Here is a 24,534-nt window from a genome sequence, read left to right on the forward strand (position 1 = left end):
GTCCGCCCAATTCGCCGGACATGCCCAGGCATCCGTTTCCGGCCCCGGCACCTCACCATGTAACGGCTCCACCACATGCCTACGGTTGAGTCACCACCCGGATTGTCCGGATCCCAGTCGAACAGCCCCGTAAGGCCGGCTTCCTCGCCGCCCTGCGTCGCGCATCGACCTGGCGGCGAGACCACGCCACGTGAAGAGCCGCTGCCACGGAGGGGCAGGCGCTGTCGGCGCCGCTCCACACGTCCCGGCGGGCTTGAACCGCGGTCACCGCGGTCACCGCGGTTCGCCCAGGGTCCCGTCACCCATTTCTGCAAGCCACAGCGAGAAAGCAACTATCCCTTCATGAGCACCATCGAAGACAAGAACAAGGCCATCGTCCGCGAGGCCTTCGACGCTCTGTTCAACAAGCGGGACTACGCCGTTGCCGAGCGGTTCTGATCCCCCGACTACATCCAGCACAGCGCCTTCATCGCGCCCGGCCGGGAGGGGCTCTTCGACCTGGTCGAGAGCCTCCTGGCGGAGCTGAAGCACGAATGCGAACTGATCATGGCGGAAGAAAACATGGTCATGGTGCGCGGGCGCTTCTCAGGGCACGGACAGCCCGCCCCGTGGATCGCCGTCGACTTCCTCCGCATCGAGGACGGCATCCTGATGGAGCACTGGGACGTGATCCAGGACGAAGCGTTGGAGACCCTCCCGGAAAGAATCCCTGAGCGGCCTGCCGATGTACGGCGACGACTTCCCCGAGGAGCGCCGAGATCAGCTGCCGGTGTTCACGCGGCCGCCGCCGGCCCAGAGCCGGTAGCCGGTCGGCGGCCGCCGCGCACACCGCCAACTACCAGCACACCAATGAGCTGAGAGATCGCGCCAAGAGGCCGTGTGCGTGCGTGGTGACCAGCTCGACGCCTACTTAGGTCCCCGCCCCCAGCGCATCTCTGGACCCAGATCGCCGCGAGCAACGTCGCCACCAGACCCCGCACCCACGCGCTGGAGGCGGGCTCTCCGCCGAAGACGGCGCGGCACAGCGGACGGAGCAGTGCGTCGATGGCCCGCTCCACGCTGGGCACCTTGCCTCCTCGAGCTCGTTCCCGCTCGATGATCGCGCCGAGCCGGACGGGCCGGTCAGCAGTGCAGGCACTGCCGCCTCGCGGACCCGAGCCGATCGTCGCCCACATCAGGGCGAGGGCTGCGGCCGGTGCCCCGTTTCCGAGAGGTGGGGGTCAGGTGGTGCGGTTGCAGAGTTCGTCGACGTAGGTGCGCGCATCCACCTCGGGCAGCGTCCAGGGCAGGAAGATGACCCTGTAGATGATGGGGGCCACCAGCCGGTCGATGACCTCGTCGCCGCTGAAGGTGCCGCCGGACCGTGCGGCGAAGCCGGCTGCTTCTGCCCGCCGGTCGCGCAGGCAGTCCGACTCGCTCTCACCGGCCGCGGCGGCCCCGCCGCGCAACAGGGCGGCGTTCACCGGGGTGCTGTAGTGGCTGATCAGCTCCTGTGCCCATGCGGTCAGATCGGCACGCAGGTCTCCGGAGTCGGGAAGGCCGCGTTCGGGGTCGAGCCGGTAGGTCGCCAGGTCGTTGATCATGGTCCGCGCGTCGCCCCAGCGCCGGTAGATGCTCGAGTGATTCACTCCCGCACGCTCCGCGACCATGGGGATGGTGACCGCGTCGCTGCCCCGTTCGGCAATCAGCTCTTCGACGGCATTCCTGATGGACGTCAGCACCGCAGCGCTGCGGCCGCCGGTGCGCCGCCGCGGGGAGGATTCTGCAACCATGCCCCCACTATAACGCACACCGCTTGGCATTAAGCCTCCATTGGGCTACAGTGACCCTAACGCACAAAGCTTTGCCTTAGGAGGTTGAGGTGTCCATCACCGATTCAAGGCCTGACCGGAGCGCCCGGCTCGTGGCCTCTGAGCCCGCCCAGTCCCCCAGACTGCTTCCTTCTTCTGTAGCGTTCGCCGGGTCGGCTGCCGTCTTCGCAGCGCTCTACCTGGCCGCAGGCGCGCCCACCCCGCTGCTGGTCGTCTTCGAGCAGCAGTGGCACTTCCCCGCCTGGGTCCTGACGGTTGCCTTCGCTGCCTACGCGCTCGGCCTGCTGGTGGCTCTGCTGGTGGCCGGCTCGCTGTCCGACTACATCGGACGCCGGCCTGTTCTGGTCGGGTCGCTTCTGGTGGAGCTCGGGGCGATGCTCCTGTTCGTCTTCGCTCCGGACATCGGCTGGGTCATCGCAGCCCGCACCATCCAGGGCATCGCCACCGGCGCTGCCACGAGCGCCTTCTCCGCCTCGGTCGTCGAACATGCTCCGGAACGCCACAAGAAACTGGGCACCATCATCACCGGCATCGCTCCGGCGGGCGGGCTGGGTTTGGGAGCCCTGCTGACCGGCGCAGCGGTCCAGTTCAGCAGCCACGCGACTCTGATCGTGTTCACGGCCCTCGCGGTGATCATGGTCGTCGGCACGGGTGTCGCCGCCTTCTCCGCGGAGACGGTTTCCACTCGTCCCGGGGCGGCACGCGCCCTGATTCCCCGCGTCTCCGTCCCCCAGGCCGCACGTCGTGAGTTCCTGGCGAGTATTCCCGTTCACATGGCCGCATGGATGCTGGCCGGCCTCTTCATGGGGCTCGTACCCACCATCATCCGGGACCTGCTGGGCCTGCACAGTGGCCTCCTGAACGGCGCCACGGCGTTCGTCGAGCCCGCGGCAGCCGCCGCGGCCGGCCTGTTCCTCAGCCGTCTGACAACACGCCGCACCATCCTCGTCGGCGGTGCGGGCGTCCTGCTGGGAACCGCGGTGATCGAGGCCGGTGTCGCCGCCGGAATGCTCTCCCTGCTGTGGGTGGGAGGCATCATCGGCGGCGTGGGCTTCGGCGCCTCGTTCTCCGGCGCCATCCGGACCATCGCCCCGCTCGCACAGCCCCACCAGAGGGCAGGACTCTTCGCATCCATCTACCTGGTCGCCTACCTGAGCTTCGGAGTGCCGGCGATCATCGCAGGACTCCTGATCGCTCCGGTCGGCCTGCAGGGCACCGTCCTCGGCTACGGCGTCGCCATCCTCGTCGTCGCAGCCCTTGGGCTGTTCGCGCAGTACCGCCTCAACACACGCCACTGACCCGGAAAGCGGGCAGGTGAACGCCCAGTCCTCCAGCTCATACCCATGACGGGACAGAAAGGTGCTCACGACGAAGACCATCGGCTTCTCGCGCTTCGGCGGTCCGGAAGGTCTCCATGTGGTCGAACTGCCCACTCTCACGCCCGGGCTCGGCGAAGTCCGCGTACAGGTGCGTGCAGTGGTGACGAATCCCATCGACATCTCCCTGCGGTCAGGGGCCCCAGGTCGCATCACTGCGTCGCGCGGAGCTTTCCCCGCCCCCGACAACCGGCGAACGACCGTCCGTTCGTCCTCGTCACACCCCGGCCGTGCTCGTAGAACACCAGTGCTCGACTTCGGCGTGCCGATCACATAGGAACCGGGAACGCCACGTCAGGCCCAGCCCCTCCGTGCGGTGTCGGGCATCAGCCCGGGAACCGAAGCGAAGACTTTCAGCGCGGCCGGTTGGTAAGGCTCACCAAGGCGGGTCGGTGGGCAGGTGCTGCTCGGTCCAGATGCATTTGCCGGACGCGGTGTAGCGGGCGCCCCACCGGCTGGTCAGAGCGGCGATCAACTGGAGCCCGCGGCCACTCTCGTCGGTGTCGGCCGCTCGGCGGATCCTGGGCATCGTGGGGCTCCCGTCGGTGACTTCACAGACGAGGGTTCGGCCGCGCAGCAGCCGTAGGGTGATCGGCCCTCTTGCGTGGCGAACGACGTTGCCGACGAGTTCGCTGACGACGAGTTCAGTCGTCATGATCAGCTCGTCCAGGCTCCAGGTGGTGAGCTGGTCCCGGACATGCGCGCGGGCCTGGCCGGCGGCTGTGGGGTCGTCCTGAAGTTGCCGGCAGGAGATGTCCTCGGGAGCCAACGCGTGGGTGCGGGCGACGAGCAGCGCGCTGTCGTCGCGGATGCTGCGCCGGTCGGGCAGCAGGGTGTTGATCAGGCGGTCGCACAGGTCGTCGAGGGCTTCTGGCGCCGGAGGGTGTGCGGAGCCGGGGTGGTCGGGGTGAAGGTGGCGGGCGAGGCGGCCCATGCCTTCGTCGATGTCCCATCCGCCGGATTCGACGAGGCCGTCGGTGTAGAGCGCGAGGAGGGTGCCGTCGGGCAGGCTGAACTCGGCTGTGTCGAAGGGCGGTTCGGCGACACCGAGAGGCGAGTTGACGGGCAGGTCGGGGAAGTAGGCGGTTCCGTCGGGTCGGAGTACGACGGGCGGGGGATGGCCCGCGGTGATGCCGCGGCACAGCCGGCTGGCCGGGTCATAGACGATGCAGAGGCAGGTGGCGTAGAAGTCGTCCCCGAGGCCGCTGACGACTTCGTTGAGGTGGAAGAACATCTCGTCCAGGGGCTGCTCGAGGTCGGCGAGCGTACGGACCGCGGTGCGCAGGCGGCCCATGGTGACAGCCTCGGACAGGCCGTGGCCCATGACGTCTCCGATGACCAGGGCGACCTGCTCGGCCGACAGCGGGATGACGTCGTACCAGTCGCCGCCGACATCCATGCCGTCGCCGGTGGGCTGGTAGCGCGCGGCGGTGGTCACAGCGGGCAGGGCGGGCAGGGTCCGTGGAAGCAGACCGCGCTGGAGTTCCTGGGCCCGGCGGTGCTCGGCGTCGTACAGTCGGGCTCGCTCCATGGCTTGTGCGACCATTCCGCTCAGCGCCGTGAGCAGGGTGCGTTCTTCGCTGCTGAAGGTGTGCGGACGGTCGTAGACGACGCAGGCCGCGCCTACCGTGCGCCCGGAGGCGATCAGCGGCAGGATCGCCCACGCCTGGACCCCGCTCTCAGCAGGCAGGTCGGCGATTCCCGGGTAGTGGGTGATGAACTCCTCGGCGGAGGAGATGAAGTTCGGAGTGCCCTCGATGAAGGCCTGGGCAGAGGTCGGGAGATCGGCGATGCGGGCGCCTTCGAACCGGCGGAGGCTCTCCTGCGAGTAGCCGACGCTGCCCACCAGAAACGCTTGTCCGTTTTCGTGAACCCAGACGCCGACGCCCTTGGCGCCGAACAGGGGCAACATGTGGGTGCCCAAGACATCGGCCACGTCGTGTCCGGTGACCGCTGCGGCGAGGGCTTGGGTCAACTTTGCGATTCGGGTCGTACGCTCGACGGCAGCGCCCTCGGCGGCGGCCTCCTTGGCCTCCTGACGCCGGGTACTGCTGATGTCGGTGATGCACAGGGCCAGGCCGTCCGGCAACGGGACCAGTCGCACATGCAGCCACCGGCCGGTGTCCGAGCGTATGTCCAGCTCGGTCGGCCTGTCCTCGGCCGCTGCCTGCCGGCCGGCTTCCTGCACGCCGAGCGTGCGCAGTGCCGGAACCGCTTCCCACAGCTCGTGCCCGAGCAACTGCCGCGACGGAGTGAGAAGGCGCTCGGCCTCCGGATTGGCAAAGGTGATCCGCCAGGTGTGATCGACGGCCAGGAATCCGTCGCGCATACGTCGCAGGGCTTGCTCCGCCGATCCCTCGGCCAGGTGGCCCGTGGTGGGGCCTCGCACGATCCCGGTCAGGCGAGGCCCGGACCCGTCGTCGAGGCTCGAAGCCTGGCCCCGGACCTCCACCCGGCGCAGGGTGCCGTCTGGCTGGCGGACCCGGAATTCCATCTGGTACGGCGTGCGGGCGCGGATGGCCTCGTCGGCCCGGACCAGCACCTGCGGCAGGTCTTGCGGGTGGACCAGTCGCCGCCACGTACGGATCTGCCCGTCGAACCCCTTCGCGTCGATCCCCAGGATGTCGAGCGCGGCACCGTCCCAGATCACGGTGCCGGTACGGAAATCCCACCCCCAGAATCCGAGGGAGGAGTCCGGACCGGCGCACACATCCGGGCGTCCCGCGTCCTCGAGCTCAGGGTGTCCCGGACTGCCGCGCAGACAGTCGGGGATCCAGCCTGCCACAGCCCTCAGTTGCTGGTGCAGTGCCGGCTCCTCCGGTATACGGGTGAAGACGGACAGCGCGCCGAGGGGCTCGTCCGGGGCCGGTATCGGAACCGAGAGCAGCCCGGCTCCCGCGGGCAGGCCCGAAGAGGACGCTGCGAGTCCGGGGCTCGTCGTCGCTGTCCATGCCGGGACGTTCGTGCGGACCGCGTAGGCAGGGGCCTCCGGCGAGCCGCGGTCGACCTCTTCCCAGTGCCTCGCTGTCGCCCCCTCCAGACCGCCCTCCACCGCCAAGTACAGGCTGCTGCTCCCGGGGGCCCCGAGATGCACCATGCCGCCCAGTGCCTGAACCACGGCCATAGCACGGTCGAGTCCGAACCGTAGGAGGTCGTAAGCGTTCGATCCCGCACTGTGTGCGGACAGGAAGGAGGGGGGAGCCTGTGCCGGGACGCCGTCGGGGGCGCCGTCCACTCCCGGTGCGTCCTGGGCATGCCTGCTCTCGCCCGGCATCGTCTCCCCACCTGTCAGTCCGGTCAGGAAAGATATAGGCAAACAGTATCCGAAGAGGCGCAATAGCGGAGATTCCGGATTTTACGGGCGGACGGTCTGATCCGACGCGACGAAGGCGACCGGCCCGGCCAGCTGATCCACGTGGACGTGAAGAGCTCTGCCACATCCCCGACGGCGGCGGTCACAGGGCCCTGGGCCGACAAGCCGGCCGCGCCACCCGCAGCATGGGCTTCAAGAACATCCACTCCGCCGTCGACGACCACAGCCGCCTCGCCTGCAGCGAGATCCACCCAGACGAGAAGGCCGCCACCCGCGCTGCCTCCCTCCGACGGGCTCCGGCCTTCTTGGCCATCGCGGGCATCGCATCGACCGCATCGACCGAGCGCTGACCGAGAACACGGAGGATCCACGAGGCGTGGCCATGCAAGGCACGACTTGAGTCGCTTTGTCGTTCAGGCCGGGGCGCTCGTTTCCGACGCGCCCGGGCCCGGCACGTGGTTACCGGTCTCCTCACACCTCCAGCAGTGGGTAATCGGTGTAGCCGGCGGCATCCGGGCCGTAAATGAGGTCCTTCTTCGGTTCAGCGAGCGGCACACGGGAGGCGAACCGAGCCGGCAGATCCGGGTTGGCGATGAAGGGCTGCCCGTAGGCGACCAGATCGGCCAGGTCGTCGGTCAGGATCTTGTTCCCTCGGTGCTGGTCGAACCCGACGTTCGCGATGACGGTGCCTTGATAGACCTTGCGGAAGTGCCGGAACATGCCGTCGTCGGCCAGCCCGTCCAACGGTCCTCCGGCAGGGTCGGCCATCATCCCCATGAGCAGGAGATGTGACAGTTCATAGTCGTTGAGCCGCCCGAACACGTACTCGCTGTCAGCCAGCGCATCAAGCCCGGAGACGAATTCTCCCGTCTCGGACCAGGCGGGTCCGGCCTTCACGCCGACGCGCCGCAGATCGACGAACTCGCCGACGGCTTCGATGATCTCGAAGAGGAAGCGGGCGCGGTTCTCGATCGAGCCGCCGTAGAGGTCCGTGCGCCGATTGGTGCGGGGATTCAGGAACTGACTGATCAGGTAGTTGAAGCCTGCCTGCAGCTGCACACCGTCGAATCCTGCCGCCATGGCGTTACGAGCCGCCGTCGCATAGTCGGCGACCGTCTGCCGGAGGTCGTGCGCCGACATGGTCCGGGGCTCCACGGTCGGCTTGCGACCGGTCGACGTCGGGGCCAGCAGCCCCGGGTTGACGGCCGAAGGCGCAAGGGGCGGGCGGCCACCGAAGAAGTCGGGATGGGAAGCGGACCCGGTATGCCACAGCTGAGCGAAGATGACACCGCCTGCGTGGTGGACCGCGTCCGTCACCTGCTTCCAGTGGGCGACCTGCTCGTCGGTGAACAGCCCCGGGACGTCATGCCATCCGACCGCGTCGCGGCTGATCCACACGCCCTCGGAGATGATCAGGCCGGCCGATGCCCGCTGAACGTAGTACTCGGCGTGGAGATCGGTGGGCAGGAGGTCGCGGTTGCGTGCACGGCTCCGCGTCAACGGAGCCATGACCACGCGGTTCGCCAGTGGGACGTCACGCATCTGATACGGCAGAAGCAAGGGCTGTGTCGAACTCATGTTTTCCTCCTGGCGGGGGGGGGTGCGGAAACTCGGGAGATCCGGGATGCGATGGGCGACATCTCGCGCGGCACCGCTTCGATTCCTTAAGGCCCGGATATGTGCTTTAGCTCCACGGTAGCACTCGTGCGCCCTAAAGCCAAAATCTGTGCTACAAGGTGGATGGATGAGTCCGCGCCCTCCATGCCTCGAGGGGCGGACGGCTGCGGCGCCACAGCGCCGCAGAGCACGCGTCGATCAAGTGGACCGCCGAGGCGTCGGCGTGTGCGATCGGGGCAGTGAAGCACTCGGATGCCGCGCAACAACCGCCACCATCGAGGCCGCGTGTGCATGTATGTGCACGTCGAAGCGCCAACCACATGCGCTCGATGCCACATCCTGGGCGTTCGGCCGACCCGGACCCTTTTCCAGGCATGGACGCCAATAGATATGTAGTCTATTTTGGAGACTTGGAAGGAGTCCTAGATGCCCCATTCTGTTCTGCAGCGCACTCAGCTCGCCGCTGCCTTCCACTCCGGCCACGGTCACACTGCCGTCCTCGCAGAGGCCGTCCGGCGGGGCGCCGAGAAGGCCTGCGCGCACGTGTCGCTCATCGCGGTAGACACCATCACCGACGAGCAGAGGCGGCAGCTCGACGCGGCGGACGCCGTGATCTTCGGGTCGCCGACCTACATGGGCGGTGCGTCCGCCGACTTCCACCCGTTCGCTGAAGCCACCAGCGGCAGGTACTTGAACGGCACCTGGGCGGACAAGATCGCGGCCGGCTTCACCAACTCCGCTTCCAAGAGCGGCGACAAGCTGAACACGCTGAACTTCCTTGCTTCCTTCGCGGCGCAGCACCACATGATCTGGGTGGGTCTGGGACCGGCTCCGGGCTGGAACGCCCTCCAGCCCGACGAATGCGACCTGAACCGTCCCGGCTTCCGGGTCGGCGCGGGTGCCCAGCCCCCGCAGGACGGCGGTACCGAGACGGTGTACGAAGCCGGCTTCGCCACGGCTGAACACCTCGGGTGCGCGGGTCGCCCCCCAGGCCGCAGCCTCACCGCGGGCCTCGCCGCCCTGGCCCAAGCCGCCGCTTGACGGTACCGGCATACGCCCTCGGGCCCCCCGAGCGGGACCCCACCCTCCATACCCGGGCCGCGAACCCCACGGCCCGTGCAATGAAGAACGACTAGGAGCACGATCAATGCCTCTGCATGGTGAGTACGAGCCGAGCGCAACCTCGTGGGTGCGCGAGCAGGTCGCGCAGTACGAGGCCACCGACGGCGCGGAAGGCGGGACCTTCCTGGACCTGCCGGTCGTCATCCTGACCACCAAGGGCGTGAAGTCCGGGAAGATCCGCAAGATGCCCCTGATGCGGGTGGAGCACAACGGCTCCTACGCGGTGGCCGCCTCCAACGGTGGCGCTGACCAGCACCCTTCCTGGTACCAGAACGTGGTCGCCCATCCCCTTGTCGAGGTGCAGGACCGAGCGGTCAAGCAGGACATGATCGCCCGCGAGCTTCACGGCGAGGAGAAGGCCGAGTGGTGGAAGCGTGCCGACGCCGCCTACCCGTCCTTCGTCGATTACCGGGCCGGGACCGATCGTGAGATCCCGCTCTTCGTCCTGGAGCCGGTCGCCGACGAGCACTGACCGGCTCTCACCCTGGTGGGGCGTGCCGGGCGGCACCGCGCTCCACCAGGGCACCCGGACCACACGGGCCGGGGCACGACCCTGCTTGCCGCGGCACGGCCGCAGTGGCTCGGCCCGTCCTTCGAAGAGCACTCCCGCCTCCGCCACCGCCTGGGCGGAGCACACGACATCACCGGCCTGGATGTGCCCAGCGTCCAGCTCGACGTCGACACTCCTGACGACCTGCGGCTCGCCCTGCGACTCGGCATGGGGCGGCATACCCGCGCCGTCCTCGCACCGGCCCCTCAGACCGTGTCGCACCCCTCCCCACGCCACACTCCCAGCCCCCACCCCGAAGGAATCTCCAGCCATGGGCACTGACATCCCCTCAACGGCGGCGGCGCGGGCCGCGCAGCCGCACCGCGCGACCGCCGACATCTCCGGCCGGACTGTCGCCTGGGCTGGGCGCCCCCGGCCCGCCCGGCTCTCCCGCAAGGGCATGCCGCACGCCCGACGGCGTGAGGAGACACCTCGCACGCCGTCGGGTCACCCCAGAGGGAGCATGCAGACCTGTGCACAAGGCGCCGCGGGGAGGCGTTGTGGCACGCCGCAGATGGTGCCTCAAGTGGCCTCGTCGGTGGCGTGGCGCTCGTCGTAGGCGACGCGCGCCGCGTGCACCTGGGCGGCTCGTTTCTCGGTCCACATGCACAAAGCCCGGGTTTCCTCGGCGATTTCGCTGCCGAGATCAGTGAGCCCGTACAGCACCAGCGGCGGGGTCGCCTGGGGGTCGACGCTGCGCAGAACCAGGCCATCGCGTTCCAGAGTCCGCAGCGTCTGGGACAGCATCTTGCGGCTGATCCCCCCGAGGGACCGCTGCAGCTCGGAGTACCGCTGAGCACCGAGTTCACGCAGGCTCGCCAGCATCAACAGCGCCCATTTGTCGGCCAGGTCCACGAAGACGTCACGACTGGGGCAGGCCGCGTCGAGGATGTCCATCGGTCGGCTGGGGTCGATACTCACTGAACGTTCCTGTTGCACCATGTCAACATTCTAGACCAGGACACCGAGACCCCCCATGTTCCCAATCGGAGGCATGGTCCACAAAGGAGACCATGCCTCACTCTTCGCGCACCTTCCGCGCCGGCAGCCGAATGCGGCCTTTCCGGCGACCGGCGGCGCCGACCGGCCGTCGCGAGCGCGGCACCTCTCCCCTCCTGCCCCGCCTTACCGGCCGGGGCGCATGGTCATGACCCACACCTCGCACCGCACTGCTCATCTCGCGCGCGGCCGGGGCGACCCCGACCACGCCCGGACACCCTCCACGAAACAAGGACTCCATTCCACACATGGACCTCATTAGAGATCCGATCTATATTTGAGACTCGATCGAGGGGTGAGCCGTGAGGCCTGTACATCCCGCCCACGGGCCACCGCAGCCGGACTGGCTGTGGCCTTGCATCCGGCCTCCGTTCACCCGTGGCGCCCGGCCTGCCGGTCCCCGCGGGCGCCCACAGCACCAGGCAGCTGCACGACGACAGGAAGTACAGACCATGGCATAGGAAACCTCACGCCCCGCCGACGCTTCCGGAGTCTTCCGGATCGGCGGCAGCCTGCCCGTCAACCGGCTCGGATACGGAGCGATGCAGCTGACGGGACCCGGCGTGTGGGGGGCATGACACCCAGGCACCAGCCCTGTCCGGGCCGGTGCCAGGTCATGGAGTACCCGCTTCCGGCCGGCCGGATGCGGCTCTCGAACAGAACCTGCCGGCGACGCACCCGCGCCGCCGAGCGGACCGGCTTCCACCACCTGCACGCCACCGAGGTCCACCCCCTCACCCCGAGGTTCGGACCCCACACCGGCACACGCACACGGCCACGCCGCGCCCGAAAAGCCTGGAAACCACAGGCACACACAGAGTTCTCAGGCACACACAGAGTTCTAGAGACGCTATTGGGGTGGTCGCGGGCACCGGACGCGGCCCGCGGGTGCCCGCCGCGCCCCGATCCCGATGCGGTCGAACCCGCTGTCGACCTGCTGTCGATTGGGTCAAGAAGTCCTCAACCTCCTGAACAGGGCACACGGCCGGACCGTACTCCTGTACGTATCACCATCACGTTCGTTGAAGGGAAAGTCAGCATGACCAGCGATTCGCTTCACCCTGTCCAGGCTCCGGCCCGCCGCACCGTCGTGGCGGCGGTCGGCACGGCGGGGCTCGCCGTCGCGCTGACCGCGTGCGGGTCGGACAACAAGTCCTCCGACTCCTCCAGCGTCTCCGGCTCCGGAGCGAGCGCGAGCAGCGGGGGTACGGGCGGGGGCGGCAACGCCGCGGCCGGGAACGCGGGCGGCACGGTTCTCGCGAAGACCACCGACATCCCGGAGGGCGGCGGCAAGGTCTTCGCCGACCAGGGCGTGGTGGTCACCCAGCCGACCGCGGGCACCTTCAAGGCCTTCTCGTCCAAGTGCACCCACGCGGGCTGTGCGGTGAAGGGCATCGCGAACGGTGTGATCACCTGTCCGTGCCACAACAGCCAGTTCTCCGCCACCGACGGCAGCGTGAAGAAGGGGCCCGCGACGCAGGCTCTGGCCGCCGCCAACATCACCGTGGACGGGGACTCGATCAAGCTCGCGTGACCCCGCCGCGGCCGGGCTTCAGTGGCGCGCTCGCTTGAAGCAGGCCAGCACGTCGTCGGTCGCCGTGATGGTGGCCACCAGGGCGAGCGTGTTGCGGATCATCGCGGGGGTGTAGTCGGAGGGCACCCCCGCGATGGCGTCCGCGGGCACGACGGCGGTGTAGCCACGGTTCACGACGTCGAACACTGCGTTGGGGACGGCCACGTTGGCAGAGACTCCGGTCACGACGACGGTGCGGCAGCCCAGGTTGCGCAGCAGAGCGTCGACGTCCGTGCCCGCGATCGGAGACAGTCCGTGCAGGCGGCGTACGACGAAGTCCTCCTCGGCGACCTCGATGGGTGCCGCGACCCGGACCGCCGTGGAACCCGACAGCTGCTGCACGGGCAGTCGTTCGGCCGCGCGGAACAGCCGGGCGTTACGGTTGGCGCCCCGCCCGTCGGGCCGCCGCTCGGCGATGGCGTGGATCACCTGGACGCGGCCCTCGTGGGCACCGGCCACCAGCCGGGCGACATTCGCGAGCGCCCCCGACGACCGTGCTTCCTTGGCGAGTTCGGGCAGGGCGCCGTCCGGGCCGACGACGCCCTGCTGGCACTCGACGGTGAGCAGCACCGTGGTGGCGGGGTCGAGGAGTGCGCTGAGCTTTTCGTACGACGGCACGGTTCTCCCCTTGTCGTCGAGGGTCGGGGCGGGCGAGCGTAACGACCATTGCGTGGGAACGGAAGACGGCCCATGCTTTCTGACGAGATGTCAGAGGATCTCTGTCGGCACAGAAGGTCGGCACAGAAGGCCGATGCAGAAGGTCGGCGCAGAAGGTCGACGTGGAAGAAGAGGTGACCGCATGACCGTCACTCAGCGCAGGGGTCGGAAGATCATGATGACCTCCGGCGAACTGGATGAGTTCCTCACCACCCAGCGGACCTGCCGCGTCGCGACGGTGTCGAAGGACGGCGCCCCGCACGTGAGCGCTCTCTGGTTCGTCTGGGACGGCACCTCGCTGTGGCTGTACTCCGTGGTGCGCAGCAAGCGCTGGACGGAACTGCGCCGCGATCCGCGGATCGCCGTGGTGATCGACACCGGCGAGGAGTACGGGGAGCTGCGCGGCGTCGAGCTGTCCGGCACCGTGGAGTTCGTGGGCGAGGTCCCCCGCACCGGGGAGCTGTGCGCCGAACTCGACGTCCCGGAGACGCTGTTCGCCCGCAAGAACTTCGGTCTGGAGGAGATGCCCCACGACGGCCGCCATGCGTGGGCCCGGCTGACCCCGACAGCCATCGCCTCCTGGGACTTCCGCAAACTGCCACCCCTGTAGGGCCGCGGCGAGCCGGCGGCACGGTGGAACTTCGGCGAGCCTCCGGGGCTTCCAAGAGCCGCGGTGGCCGTAAGACTTCCGCGAGCCGACGCCGCCGGAAGACTTCCGTCGGCTGGGCCCGCTGCAGGGGTTCACCACACCACGCCCGGTGCAGCCCCGCCGGCGCTCAGCCGACGTTCTCCCCGGCTGCCCGCAGGGCCGCCACCGCCGCCCTGATCGACGGGCGGCGGTCGGCGTCCGCCCGCCAGACCACGTAGACATGCCGCCGGACGGCCTGTCTCAGCGGCACGGTGACCACGCCCTCGGGCATCGGACTGCGCCCGAGCAGGGGCGCGATGCAGACGCCGAGCCCCGCGGCGACCAGGCCGAGCTGGGTGTGCGTTTCCCCGGCGCGATGGCCGATGTTCGGCTCGACACCCTTGGAGCGCAAGGTGAACATCAGCCACTCATGACAGAACTCGCCCTCGCCCCAGGTGATCCACTCGTCGTCGGCGAACTCTCCGAGGTCGACCTCCGCGCGGTCCGCGAGCCGGTGCCCGGCCGGCATCGCCACATCGGCCGGATCGTCGAGGATCGCCGCCTTCACCAGGCCGTCGGGCAGCGGCATCGGCTTGTTGTACCAGTCGAGCACGATCGCGAGGTCGAGATCGCCCCGTACCACTCCGGCGACGCCGGCCTCGGGCTCCAGCTCGCACGAGCGCACCCGCAGCCCGGGGTGGTCGGCGCGCAGCGCGGCGAGCACGGTGGGAAACAGCCCCCGCGCGGCCGTGGGGAACGCGGAGAGCCGTAGCTCACCGACGACCTGACCGCGCTGCGCCTCCAGGTCGGACTGGGCGAGCTCGACCTGCGACAGGATGCGCGCGGCGTGGTCGGCGAGCAGCCGCCCGGCGTCCGTGAGGCGCACCCCACGCCCGTTCTTGGCGAGCAGTTGTTGCCCCACCTCGCGCTCCAGCTTGGACATCTGCTGGGAGACGGCCGACGTCGTGACATGCAGTCCCTCGGCCGCACCGCTCACCGAACCGTGCCGGGCGAGGGCGTCGAGGGTGCGCAGGCGCTCCAGATTCAACATGTAAGCAATACTACGAGATACCGCTCGACAAATCTCGCTTGTGCTACGAGATCGCCCTGCCTCATCGTTACGTCCATGAGCACCGTCGCCACTCCTCGAACCGGCACCCCCGCCGCCCCGACCCCGCGCCGCCGCGCCGCCCTCGACTGGCGGATCCGCTTCGGTGTCCTCTCCCTGATCTGGGGTTTCAGCTTCCTGCTCATCAAGGTGGGCACAGAGAGCTATGCGCCGTTCCAAGTCACCCTCGGGCGGCTGGTGTTCGGGACCGCGGTGCTGGCGGTGGCGATGGCGGTGAAGCGGGAGCGGCTGCCGCGCGGGGCGCGGACCTGGGGCCATCTCGCGGTCGCGGCCTTCCTGCTCAACGCGCTGCCGTTCTCGCTCTTCGCCTACTCGGAGCTGACGATCCCGTCGACGCTCGCGGGCATCTGCAACGCGACCTCGCCGCTGTGGGGCATGGCCCTGTCCGTGGTCGCCCTCTCCGAGGACCGGCCGACCCGGCGCAGGGTCGCCGGCCTCGGCCTCGGTTTCCTAGGCGTGCTGACGGTCCTCGGCGTCTGGCAGGGCTTCCACGGCCTGGACGCGACGGGCACGGCGATGGCCCTGCTGGCCTCACTGAGCTACCCCATCGGCTGGATCTACGTCCGCCGCACGCTGGCCGGCAGCGGCCACTCGCACCTGTCGATGACCGGCGCCCAGCTCCTGCTGGCCACCGTTCAACTGGCCGTCGTCACTCCACTGTTCACCACCCTGCCGAGCCGCTTCCCGGTCGTCCCCCTGCTCGCGATCGCCGCCCTGGGAGCCCTCGGCACGGGCCTGGCCATGCTCGTCCAGTACGGCATCGTCGCCGAGGTCGGCCCGACAACGGCCCAGATGGTCACGTACTTCATCCCGGTGATAGCCACCGCGGCGGGTGTGGCGATCCTCGGGGAGTCGCTGACCTGGTCGACGCCGGTCGGCGCGGTGATCGTCCTGGCGGGCGCGGCGCTCACACAGGCCAAGGCCCGCCGATGACTCACACGTAACGGCGTGCGGGGCGGACGTAACGACGTACCCGTCAGACGTGACGCCGTACGGGTCACACATGACCGTACAGGTCACACATGACGGCGTACGCGTCAGACATAACGACGTACCGGCGCCGGGCCGACGGCGGACGCGACGGCGTCCGCGAGCGGCTCGATGTCGTCCGGGGTCAGGGTCGAGACGGTGACCCGGATCCCGGGCGGTGCGCTCATCCGGAAGCGCGCCCCGGGCGCGACCGCCCAACCGGAGTGCAGCAACCGGGCGACCGCCCCCGTCTCGTCCGGGACGGGGATCCACACGTTCATCCCACTGCGCCCGTACGCCTCGATGCCGCGCTCCTTCAGGGCGTCGATCAGCGCGTGGCGGCGCCGCCCGTATGCCGCCGCCACGGCCCGTACGTCCACCGCGCCGCTCGTCCACAGGTGCACGACCGCCCGCTGCAGCAGACGGCTCACCCAGCCGGGGCCGAGCCGCTGCCGCCCGTGCACCCGGTCCAGGGTGACGGGGTCCCCGGTGAGGACGGCGAGCCGCAGGTCGGGGCCGTACGCCTTGGCGACGGAGCGTACGAAGGCCCAGCTGTGCGTCATCCCAGCCAGGGGGTGCAGCGGCAGGTCGACGATCCGATGCCCGTGGTCGTCCTCGACAAGCAGGACCTCAGGGTGCTCCTTCAGCACAGAACGCAGGGCACGCGCGCGCGTGGAGGTCACCGCGGCGCCGGTGGGGTTCTGCGCCCGGTCCGTGACGATCAGGGCGCGGGCACCGGCCTCCAGCGCACGTCGTACGTCGTCGGAGACCGGGCCCTCGTCGTCGACCCGCACCGGGACCGTACGCAGTCCGAGCGCGGGAAGGAGGTCGAACACGCTGCCCCAGCCGGGGTCCTCCACAGCGACGGCGTCCCCCGGCTTGAGATGGGCCGTCAGCACCCGCTCGATGGCGTCCAGCGACCCGGAGGTGACGACGACGGGCCCGTCGGGCACCCCGTCCGCGTCGAGGTCGGCGCGCGCGAGCCGCGCCAGCTCCGGCTCGACGGCGGCCTCCCCGTACAGCACGGGGTCCCGGTCCGAGCGTCCCGCCGCCACCGCGAACGCCTCGGCGAAGCCGGGCAGCAGCGCACGGTCGGGGTTGCCGTCGGCCAGGTCCCGCACGCCCTCCGGCACGTCGACCCGGATGTACTCGCGTCCCGTCGTGGCGGGCTTGGAGCGGACCCGGCTGCCGCGTCGGCCCGCGGTCTCGATGACCCCGCGCTCGCGCAGCGTGCGATACGCGGCGGCGACGGTATTGGGATTCACCCCGAGTCGCTCGGCCAACTCCCGCATCGGCGGCAGCAGTTGACCCGGCTTGAGCTCTCCGGAACCCACCGCGTGCTCGACGCTCGCGGAAATGTCCGCTGCGCGTCGCCCTTCGATCCGATACTCTCCTAGCACAAAACAGATTATGCACTAGTGCAATGGAGAGCGCAATGCCGGAGACGAGCACTCAGCCAGGGACGGCGCAGCCCGCTGCCTACACCCCGACCGACCGCACCGTCCCCACCCGTTCCAAGGAGCGCGCCGCGTACGACCACGAGCTGGTCCACGCGATACTCGACGAGGGGTACGTCTGCCACCTCGGCTTCGTCCGTGACGGCGCGCCGGTGGTGCTCCCCACCCTCTACGGACGGGTCGGCCGGCGTCTCTACGTGCACGGCTCGACGGGCTCGCGTCCGCTGCGGATGACGGGCCAGGCCGACCCCGGACTGCCGGTCTGCCTGACGGTGACCCATGTCGACGGCCTGGTCCTGGCACGCTCGGCCTTCCACCACTCGATCAACTACCGCTCCGTGGTGGTGCACGGCATCGCCCACCAGGTGACGGATCCGGACGAGAAGCGGGAGGCGCTGGACGCGCTCGTCGACCACGTCGTCCCCGGCCGCTCGCACGACTCACGCCCGGCCAACGCCAAGGAACTCGCCGCCACCGCGGTGATCCGCCTCGACCTGAACGAGGTCTCCGCGAAGCTGCGCACCGGCGGCCCGAACGACGACGACGAGGACCTCGCCCTCCCCCACTGGACCGGCGTCGTCCCCCTCACCAAGGGATACGGCACCCCGATCCCCGCCGACGACCTGGCCCCCGGCATCGAGCTCCCCGACTACCTCACGACCCTGTGATCCTGACCGGAGGGGGGTGACCCAGGTGCTGGCCCGCATGGACCCGCATGGACCCGCACCTGGGTCACACCGGGTGCCTCAGACGAGCGCCCCCTCCTCCTCGGGCACCCCGTAGGAATCGGCCCGGGCGGTCCTCGCCTCGGCCAGCGCAAGCCCGGCGACCGAGCCCAGCATCAGCGAGGTGCCCGCGAGCGTCGCCGCCGTCACCCGTTCGCCGAGTAGCCCGACGGCCAGTGCGGCCGCGCTCACCGGCTCCAGGAGCATGATCACGGAGACGGTCGCGGAACGGACGACGGCGGCGCCCGCGAAGAACAGGGCGTAGGCCAGAGCCGTGGGGACGGCGGCGATGTAGACCAACAGGGCAAGCACCTGGGCCGGCTGGGCGGCGTGCGGGAGCAGCCCCTCGGCCAGGCCGAGCGGCAGCAGGCAGACGGTGGCGACGGCGAACGTCCCCACCGTCGTGCCGGCCCCGCCGGCCCCGCCGGCGCGTCCCCGCCACCGGGTGAGCAGTGTCATCGTGGAGTACCCGGCCGCGGACAGGACCGCGAGCAGGACACCCCAGGGACGCACCGCCGTACCCCCGCTGCCCAGCACCAGCACCGCCAGCCCGGTGAGTGCCCCGGCGACGGCGGCGCCCCCGCCGCGCCCGAGCCGCTCGCCCATGGTCAGCCGCGCGCCGAGTGCGATGAGTACGGGCCCGGCGCCCAGCGTGACAACGGTGGCCACCGCCAGTCCGGTGGCCTCGACGGCGGCGAAGTAGGCGGTCTGGAAGACGGCGAGTGCGAAGCCCGTGACGCCGATCCGCAGGGCCTTGCGACCGAGCGGCTCACGCACGGCGGGCGCGACCCGCCGTTCCCGCCGTGGGCGCAGGCGCACGGCCAGCAGCAGCACGAGTCCGCCCGCGCAGCGCCAGAAGGAGAGGGCGATCGGCCCCATGTCACTGGCCCGGTAGACCAATGACGCGGCCGCGCCCGCGGTGCCCCAGGCGGCACCGGCAACGATCAGATAGAGGAGGCCTCGCCCGATGGGCAGGCCGGAAGCAGTATTCGACACGTGTTTTCTCTCCGCAGATACGCAGATGCACAGAAGGCAGATGCGCAGAAGTTCGGGAAGGGACCACATCGCGGCCCATGCCGAGGGGGCAGGGGTGTACGGAAGGGTCCTCGGACTTCTTCTGCGGGCGGCACCGTTCCGCCCGGCGACCGCGCCGGGCGGGGATTCCGGAGGGCCCGCCTCAGGCGGCCGGAGGCGGCAGAACGAGTGTCGACGGCATGACCAGCACCCTAGACGGCGGTCCCGTGGGCCGACAACTCTCTTTCGGCGTCGCGTTCCGCGTCGCTCCCGCCACCCGCGACCGGCCCGTCCGAGGGCTTCGCGGGCGCGGACGACTGGGCGATGAACGCGCCGACCAGCACCACCGTGCCACCGACGATCTGGGGCGCCGAGAGGTGCTCACCGAGCAGGACCCAGGCGAGGACGGTCGCGATGACCGCCTCCAGACAGGCCACGACGCCGGCGACCTGCGGGGAGAGCCTGCGCACGGAGAGCACTCCGGTGACGTACGCGACGACGGTCGCGATCAGCACGATCCAGCTGAGCAGCAGGGACGCGGCGACGGATGTGCCGTTCAGGTCCGCGCTGCCCCCGAGCACCGACCAGTCCATGGTCCAGGGACGTGCGACGACGGTCAGCACGAGGGCACCGACGAGCAGGCCGTGGGCGATGACCCCGAGCGGGTCCGGTGCCTCGTCACCGGCGTCACTGCCCTGGTCGGACAGGACGAAGTAGCCGACCTGGCAGCAGGCGGCGCCCAGTGCGAGCAGCAGCCCGACGGCGTCGAAGCTCAGCCCGGACCACACCTCGACGACACAGGCCAGCCCACCGACCGCGAGGGCGACCCCGAGCGCCGCGGCCCGCGTCACCGGCCGGCGCTGCACGAACCGCACCCAGCCGAGTACGAGCGCGGGTGCCAGGTACTCGACGAGCAGTGCGACACCGACGGGTATACGGGAGATCGCGGCGAAGTAGCAGGCCTGGACGCCCGCCACGGCGAGCAGTCCGAATCCGGCGAGCAGCGCGGGGCGCCGGCGTACGAGGGCGCGGTGGCGTACGGCCAACGGCAACATCACCAGGGCGGCGCCCGCGACCCGCAGCCACACCACATGGAGCGGGTCGAGCCCAGCCTCGATCAGCGGCTTCGCCGCGACACCCGATCCGCCGAAGGCGACCGCCGACGCGAGGGCGAGGCCGAGGCCGACGCCCTTTCCACGGTTGCCCTGACTGCCCTGAGACGTATGCATCGGCACATGATGACAGGCGACGACATGAGCGTCACCCCCAATGACACCTGTCTCAGCGGTTGGACTGGCCCGCCTGGTCGCCGCCCCCGATCTACCCCTCGAAGTCGAGGTCGAGCCCGAACTCCAACTCGTCCTCGACGTCGAACGCGGTCTCGATCCGCAGCAACAGCACCTGGACGTCGACCCCCGCCCGCCCGAGGACTTCGACGGCCCGCGACTGGGGGTCGGCGACGATCGAGGCGAGCAGATCAAGACAGCGGGCCCGCTCGGCACCCCGAAGCCCGGCGCGCCCGCACGCCCGCTCCATGGCACCGGCCGCCACCGGCGACCAGCCCGGCTCGGCCACGACCGGCACGGCACCGGAGTCCTCGACGACGCTCTGCCAGCGAAGCCCGTAGCCGATGCTGCGCTGCACGAGATAGCCGAGCAGCCGGGCGACCTGCGGGGCACCGTCGAAGACGGCGCGCACCTGAGGGTCGGCCTCCAGCAGCGAGTGCAGCAGATGGGCGGTGTCGATCTGCCGGTCCCCGTCCCGCAGCGCCCGCCTGCGTGCGCCGGAGACCACCGAGGCCAGCTCGGCACTGAGCCCGGCATCGAGGTCCGTGCGGTGGGAGCCGCTCTCGGCGGCCGGTTGCTGGGGGATACGCGGTGGCACACCCCCTACCCCATCAGTCTCTTCGATCCGGGGCATCCTCGGTGGGCAGCATCTTCGAGTCCGACACAGGGTGGGCATCCGTGCGTGCGTTCTCCTCCTTAGGGATGACTTCGCACGGTTTTCCCCTGGGGGCGCGCGCCGCCTTGCTTCACGCCCGGGGCGCAACCACACCGCCGCCCCCTCCACTCCCCCACCCTGCTCCACCTCTCCACACTTCCTGACGGTTCATCAGTATTGAATGTTCCAGGGACCCCGGCTACGTTCCGCGACACCGTAGCTGCGCCGGGCGCAGCGCCCGACACGAAGGGGTGGTCGCATGGCCGAAGTCAGCGCGGAAGCACGCATCGAGGCGCCGGCCGAGAAGGTGTGGGCGCAACTCACGGACTTCCCCTCGTACGGCGAGTGGAACTCGACCCACACCGACTTCCCCCGGGGTGGCCCCGCATCACTCGAGGTGGGCGGCACCTTCGCGGAGAACATGAAGCTCATGGGGTTCCCGGCCGAGGTCGACTGGACCATCGAGGAGCTGGAGCCCGCCCGCACCCTGGCCATCCGCGGAAAGGGCCCGATGGCGGTGACCGTCGCCACCCGCTACACCCTGACCCCCGACGGCGAGGCCACGTCGGTACGGATCGACGGGGAGTTCACCGGCGCGGCCGTCTCGCTGATGGCGGGCAAGCTCAAGGACTCGGCGACGGCCGCACTCAACGAGTCGCTGCGCAAGCTGGGCGGGCTGGTGACCTGAGTCGCACATCCGGTCCGAGACCCGCACCCAGCTCCCGTACGCGGAAAGGCGCCCCGCGGAAACACTTCCACGGGGCGCCGTCAGAAACCACAGCATGCCCGTCAGTCCTCGTCGGCGAGGATCAGGTACAGCTTCTTGCGGGCTTCGTTGATGACCGCCAGCGCCTTGTCGCGCTGGTCCTTGCTGCCGGTCTTCCAGACCTGGCCGAAGGCCTCCATGAGGCCGAAGCCGGCCTGCCGGATCTCGTGCAGCGTCTCCCAGTCGACCCCGCGCCCGGCCTCTTCCCACGGCGCGTCGGGGCCCGCGTCGGCCGCGCCGCGGCCTTCGTCGGTGAGCGAGAACAGCTTCTTGCCGCCCTCGGCCGCGCTGGCGATGAGGCCCTCGTCCTCCAACAGTTGGAGGGTCGGGTAGACCGAACCCGGGCTGGGCTTCCATGCCCCGCCGCTGCGCTCGGCGATCTCCTGGATCATCTCGTAGCCGTGCATGGGCCGGTCCTTGAGCAGGGCCAGGATCGACGCGCGTACGTCACCGCGCCGCGCCCTGCCCCTCGGTCCGCCCCGGCCGCCGCGCTGCCCGCCCCAGGGGCCCGGCCCGAAGCCGAAGCCGGGACCGCCGGGGCCACCACCGGGACCTCCCGGCCCAAAGGGCCCGAAAGCCCCGCGCCGCCCTTCGAAGCGGCTCCTGTCGCGCGGGCCGGGTCCACCATGCCGCCCGTGCCCACGTTCGAATCCAAATTCCTGCCCTTGGGAACGCATCGCCATCACTCCATTCATTCGTTGATCGGTCGCGATGCATCAACGATATATCGGAATAGTTCGCCTGACAACCCCCCTCGGTCCCGCAGGCCGAGGCTCGTCCAGGAGGCACAGGCTGGGCACGACGGCTCGTCCGGGTGAGAAATCGGGACACGCTCCTGCCTGGTTCCATCACCGCAAGTCCCGGGTGCCTGCCCGCCGCCACACAACCCGCGCCCCGCAAACGGTCCAGATCCCCGGAATTGGCCTTGTCCCGCGGCCTCGTCCGGCCGTTAGCGTCGAGGCATGCGGATTCGAATCGTCGACGCCTTCACCGACCGTCCCTTCACCGGCAACCCGGCCGGGGTCCTCCTCCTCGACCTCGATGCCTTCCCCGAGGACACCTGGCTCCAGAACGTGGCTCTGGAGGTCAACCACGCGGAGACGGCGTTCGCGCACCGCCTCCCCGAGGGCGGTGGTGCCGACTGGGCGCTGCGCTGGTTCACGCCTGTCACCGAGGTCGCGATGTGCGGGCACGCGACCCTCGCCACCGCACACGTCCTGCACACCACCGGCGCCCACACGGGGCCGGCACGGTTCGCCACGCTCAGCGGCGTGCTCATCGCCACGCCCCATGAGGACGGTTCACTCACCCTGGACTTCCCCACCGCGCCGCTCACGCCGGTCGAGGTCCCGGACGGTATCGCCGAGGCGCTGGGCGCCGAGCCGCTCACGGCGTTCGACACCGGCCCGAACATCGGCGACCTGGTGATCGAGGTCGCCGACGAGAAGACGGTCCGGGCGCTCACCCCCGACCACAAGGCCCTCGCCCGGTACTCCGAGCGCGGCATCATCGCGACCGCCCGCGCCGAAGACCCCTCCCAGGGCTACGACTTCATCTCGCGCTGCTTCTTCCCGAACGTCGGCATCGACGAGGACCCGGTCACCGGCAGCGCCCACACGGCCCTCGCGCCCTACTGGTCCGAGCGCCTCGGCCGCCTCGACCTCACCGGCCTGCAAGCCTCCCCGCGCTCCGGTCTCGTCCGCACCGAGCTGCGCGGCGACCGCACCCTCCTGACCGGCCGCGCGGTCACGGTCATCGAGGGCGAGCTGCTCGCATAACGGCACGCGAAAGAGACGGACAAGAGACGGACAAGACTCAAGGGGCGTAAGAGACTCAAGGGGCGTACGAAATTGCCGTACGCCCCTTGAGAACCCGCTCGCACCGCTCAAGCGGTCGGCAGCCACCCCACCTTCCCCGCCAGCAGCGCGTATCCCACGAACGCCCCGATGTCGAGCAGCGAGTGCGCGACCACGAGCGGTCCGACCCGGCCCCACCGCCGGTACAGATACGCGAAGACCACGCCCATCGCCATGTTCCCGGCGAAGCCGCCGATGCCCTGGTAGAGGTGGTACGAGCCGCGCAGCACCGAGCTCGCCACCAGCGCGGTCCCCGGCGTCCAGCCCAGCTGTCCGAGCCGGCGCAGCAGATACCCGACGACGATGACCTCCTCCAGGACGGCGTTCTGCACCGCCGACAGGATCAGGACCGGGTATTTCCACCACACATCCGGCAGCGCTTCGGGCACCACCGTGAGATTCGCGCCGACCCCCCGGGCCGCCAGATAGAAGGCGATGCCCGTGCTGCCGATCACCGCCGCGATGGCGGCTCCGCGCCCGAGGTCGGGCCAGGGCCGCGTACGGTCGAAGCCGATCACGCGCAGCCCCTGCCCCTCCCGCAGCAGGAGGTGCGCGACCAGCGCGACCGGCACCAGGGCCGAGGCGATACCGAACAACTGCCAGGCCAGATCAAGCCAGGGACGACCCGGCGCGGCCGAGGCGTTGAGGGTGGCCGCCTGCTCCTTGAGACCCCCCGGTTTGGTGACCGATCCGACAAAGCTGATCAGCGCGGACACCCCGCTCGCACCGAGCGAAAGGCCCAGAACGAGCAGTGTCTCGTCCCGGAAAATCCGTCGCGTCAGCCGCTCCTCGGGAAAAGAATCAGCCACCGACCCCGCCTCCACCTGCACTCCCGCCTCCAGTTGAGTAATCCCGCCTCATCCCCGTCTTCGCCCCGCTAGGGTCTCGAAAGAAGTTACGAAGATCGTGCGCGACAGGCCGTCGGGGGACGGACACCGTACGGGGCGCACCTCCTCTTTCCCTCTGCTTTACGGCTGTCTCGCGGCTTCGGCTCACACAGGGAGGGCACCACCGTCATGGGACGTCACAGC

General features: G+C 69.9%; 23 protein-coding genes and 2 pseudogenes. 13 read left to right on the forward strand and 12 right to left on the reverse strand.

What is annotated here, in order from left to right; all coding sequences use genetic code 11:
• Positions 1–498 precede the first annotated feature (498 nt).
• Positions 499–858 (forward strand): hypothetical protein, encoded by a 360-nt coding sequence (locus tag OG747_RS06095; RefSeq protein ID WP_405885457.1) that lies wholly within the window; start codon positions 499–501, stop codon positions 856–858.
• 362 nt (positions 859–1,220) lie between these two features.
• Here the strand turns inward: OG747_RS06095 and OG747_RS06100 are convergent, their stop codons facing one another.
• Positions 1,221–1,772, reverse strand: a complete 552-nt coding sequence (locus tag OG747_RS06100; protein WP_405878263.1) for a TetR/AcrR family transcriptional regulator — start codon at positions 1,770–1,772, stop codon at positions 1,221–1,223.
• A 131-nt stretch (positions 1,773–1,903) separates the two neighbouring features.
• Between OG747_RS06100 and OG747_RS06105 the strand changes: the two genes are divergently transcribed.
• Complete coding sequence (locus tag OG747_RS06105) at positions 1,904–3,109, forward strand: MFS transporter (protein WP_405878264.1); 1,206 nt, start codon at positions 1,904–1,906, stop codon at positions 3,107–3,109.
• Between the two features lie 454 nt (positions 3,110–3,563).
• Here the strand turns inward: OG747_RS06105 and OG747_RS06110 are convergent, their stop codons facing one another.
• Positions 3,564–6,503, reverse strand: a complete 2,940-nt coding sequence (locus tag OG747_RS06110) for a SpoIIE family protein phosphatase (RefSeq protein WP_405878265.1) — start codon at positions 6,501–6,503, stop codon at positions 3,564–3,566.
• A gap of 54 nt (positions 6,504–6,557) precedes the next feature.
• Here OG747_RS06110 and OG747_RS06115 point away from each other — a divergent pair.
• A pseudogene (locus OG747_RS06115) lies at positions 6,558–6,858 on the forward strand (IS481 family transposase); the annotation flags it as partial.
• Between the two features lie 113 nt (positions 6,859–6,971).
• Here OG747_RS06115 and OG747_RS06120 read toward each other — a convergent pair.
• Positions 6,972–8,078 (reverse strand): alkene reductase, encoded by a 1,107-nt coding sequence (locus OG747_RS06120; protein WP_405878266.1) that lies wholly within the window; start codon positions 8,076–8,078, stop codon positions 6,972–6,974.
• A gap of 465 nt (positions 8,079–8,543) precedes the next feature.
• Between OG747_RS06120 and OG747_RS06125 the strand changes: the two genes are divergently transcribed.
• The 3 genes from OG747_RS06125 (at position 8,544) to OG747_RS06135 (ending at position 10,071) form a co-directional block, all read left to right on the forward strand.
• Positions 8,544–9,158 carry a flavodoxin family protein gene (locus OG747_RS06125; protein ID WP_405878267.1) on the forward strand — a complete coding sequence of 205 codons (615 nt, stop codon included), beginning with the start codon at positions 8,544–8,546 and terminating at the stop codon, positions 9,156–9,158.
• A gap of 106 nt (positions 9,159–9,264) precedes the next feature.
• Positions 9,265–9,711 (forward strand): nitroreductase family deazaflavin-dependent oxidoreductase, encoded by a 447-nt coding sequence (locus tag OG747_RS06130; RefSeq protein ID WP_405878268.1) that lies wholly within the window; start codon positions 9,265–9,267, stop codon positions 9,709–9,711.
• A gap of 15 nt (positions 9,712–9,726) precedes the next feature.
• On the forward strand, positions 9,727–10,071 hold the full coding sequence (locus OG747_RS06135) for a hypothetical protein (RefSeq protein WP_405878269.1): 345 nt from the start codon (positions 9,727–9,729) through the stop codon (positions 10,069–10,071).
• A gap of 240 nt (positions 10,072–10,311) precedes the next feature.
• Here OG747_RS06135 and OG747_RS06140 read toward each other — a convergent pair whose 3' ends face one another.
• A complete protein-coding gene (locus OG747_RS06140; RefSeq protein ID WP_405878270.1) occupies positions 10,312–10,710 on the reverse strand; it encodes a winged helix-turn-helix transcriptional regulator in 399 nt (132 codons plus the stop codon).
• A 542-nt stretch (positions 10,711–11,252) separates the two neighbouring features.
• On the opposite strand from OG747_RS06140, the pseudogene OG747_RS06145 reads away from it, so the two are divergent.
• Positions 11,253–11,360 (forward strand): annotated as a pseudogene (locus tag OG747_RS06145) (oxidoreductase); the annotation flags it as partial.
• A gap of 467 nt (positions 11,361–11,827) precedes the next feature.
• Positions 11,828–12,322 (forward strand): Rieske (2Fe-2S) protein, encoded by a 495-nt coding sequence (locus OG747_RS06150; protein ID WP_405878271.1) that lies wholly within the window; start codon positions 11,828–11,830, stop codon positions 12,320–12,322.
• Positions 12,323–12,340: 18 nt separating this feature from the next.
• Here the strand turns inward: OG747_RS06150 and OG747_RS06155 are convergent, their stop codons facing one another.
• Positions 12,341–12,979, reverse strand: coding sequence for an isochorismatase family protein (locus OG747_RS06155; RefSeq protein WP_405878272.1), 639 nt, complete (start codon positions 12,977–12,979; stop codon positions 12,341–12,343).
• A 181-nt stretch (positions 12,980–13,160) separates the two neighbouring features.
• On the opposite strand from OG747_RS06155, the gene OG747_RS06160 reads away from it, so the two are divergent.
• On the forward strand, positions 13,161–13,628 hold the full coding sequence (locus tag OG747_RS06160; protein ID WP_405878273.1) for a pyridoxamine 5'-phosphate oxidase family protein: 468 nt from the start codon (positions 13,161–13,163) through the stop codon (positions 13,626–13,628).
• Between the two features lie 166 nt (positions 13,629–13,794).
• Here OG747_RS06160 and OG747_RS06165 read toward each other — a convergent pair whose 3' ends face one another.
• Complete coding sequence (locus OG747_RS06165; protein ID WP_405878274.1) at positions 13,795–14,697, reverse strand: LysR family transcriptional regulator; 903 nt, start codon at positions 14,695–14,697, stop codon at positions 13,795–13,797.
• Between the two features lie 75 nt (positions 14,698–14,772).
• Here OG747_RS06165 and OG747_RS06170 point away from each other — a divergent pair, with 75 nt between their 5' ends.
• Positions 14,773–15,708: a DMT family transporter gene (locus OG747_RS06170; protein WP_405878275.1), complete on the forward strand. Its 936-nt coding sequence runs from the start codon at positions 14,773–14,775 to the stop codon at positions 15,706–15,708.
• A gap of 104 nt (positions 15,709–15,812) precedes the next feature.
• Here the strand turns inward: OG747_RS06170 and OG747_RS06175 are convergent, their stop codons facing one another.
• Positions 15,813–17,144 (reverse strand): aminotransferase class I/II-fold pyridoxal phosphate-dependent enzyme, encoded by a 1,332-nt coding sequence (locus OG747_RS06175; protein WP_405878276.1) that lies wholly within the window; start codon positions 17,142–17,144, stop codon positions 15,813–15,815.
• Between the two features lie 35 nt (positions 17,145–17,179).
• Here OG747_RS06175 and OG747_RS06180 point away from each other — a divergent pair, with 35 nt between their 5' ends.
• The gene (locus OG747_RS06180) at positions 17,180–17,869 is read left to right on the forward strand and encodes a pyridoxamine 5'-phosphate oxidase family protein (protein WP_405878277.1); all 690 of its coding nucleotides are present in this window, start codon (positions 17,180–17,182) and stop codon (positions 17,867–17,869) included.
• 78 nt (positions 17,870–17,947) lie between these two features.
• Here the strand turns inward: OG747_RS06180 and OG747_RS06185 are convergent, their stop codons facing one another.
• The 3 genes from OG747_RS06185 to OG747_RS06195 form a co-directional block, all read right to left on the reverse strand.
• On the reverse strand, positions 17,948–18,922 hold the full coding sequence (locus OG747_RS06185) for a DMT family transporter (protein ID WP_405878278.1): 975 nt from the start codon (positions 18,920–18,922) through the stop codon (positions 17,948–17,950).
• Positions 18,923–19,152: 230 nt separating this feature from the next.
• Entirely contained in the window at positions 19,153–20,175 is a 1,023-nt protein-coding gene (locus OG747_RS06190; protein WP_405878279.1) for an EamA family transporter, read from the reverse strand.
• 85 nt (positions 20,176–20,260) lie between these two features.
• The gene (locus OG747_RS06195; protein ID WP_405878280.1) at positions 20,261–20,824 is read right to left on the reverse strand and encodes a Clp protease N-terminal domain-containing protein; all 564 of its coding nucleotides are present in this window, start codon (positions 20,822–20,824) and stop codon (positions 20,261–20,263) included.
• Positions 20,825–21,140: 316 nt separating this feature from the next.
• Between OG747_RS06195 and OG747_RS06200 the strand changes: the two genes are divergently transcribed.
• Positions 21,141–21,569 (forward strand): SRPBCC family protein, encoded by a 429-nt coding sequence (locus OG747_RS06200; protein WP_405878281.1) that lies wholly within the window; start codon positions 21,141–21,143, stop codon positions 21,567–21,569.
• A gap of 101 nt (positions 21,570–21,670) precedes the next feature.
• Here OG747_RS06200 and OG747_RS06205 read toward each other — a convergent pair whose 3' ends face one another.
• Positions 21,671–22,324 (reverse strand): PadR family transcriptional regulator, encoded by a 654-nt coding sequence (locus tag OG747_RS06205; protein ID WP_405878282.1) that lies wholly within the window; start codon positions 22,322–22,324, stop codon positions 21,671–21,673.
• Positions 22,325–22,609: 285 nt separating this feature from the next.
• Here OG747_RS06205 and OG747_RS06210 point away from each other — a divergent pair, with 285 nt between their 5' ends.
• On the forward strand, positions 22,610–23,425 hold the full coding sequence (locus tag OG747_RS06210; RefSeq protein ID WP_405878283.1) for a PhzF family phenazine biosynthesis protein: 816 nt from the start codon (positions 22,610–22,612) through the stop codon (positions 23,423–23,425).
• A gap of 107 nt (positions 23,426–23,532) precedes the next feature.
• Here the strand turns inward: OG747_RS06210 and OG747_RS06215 are convergent, their stop codons facing one another.
• Positions 23,533–24,333 (reverse strand): CPBP family intramembrane glutamic endopeptidase, encoded by an 801-nt coding sequence (locus tag OG747_RS06215; protein ID WP_405878284.1) that lies wholly within the window; start codon positions 24,331–24,333, stop codon positions 23,533–23,535.
• Between the last annotated feature and the right edge of the window lie 201 nt (positions 24,334–24,534).

Source organism: Streptomyces sp. NBC_01384 (assembly GCF_045040035.1).
Taxonomy (GTDB): domain Bacteria; phylum Actinomycetota; class Actinomycetes; order Streptomycetales; family Streptomycetaceae; genus Streptomyces.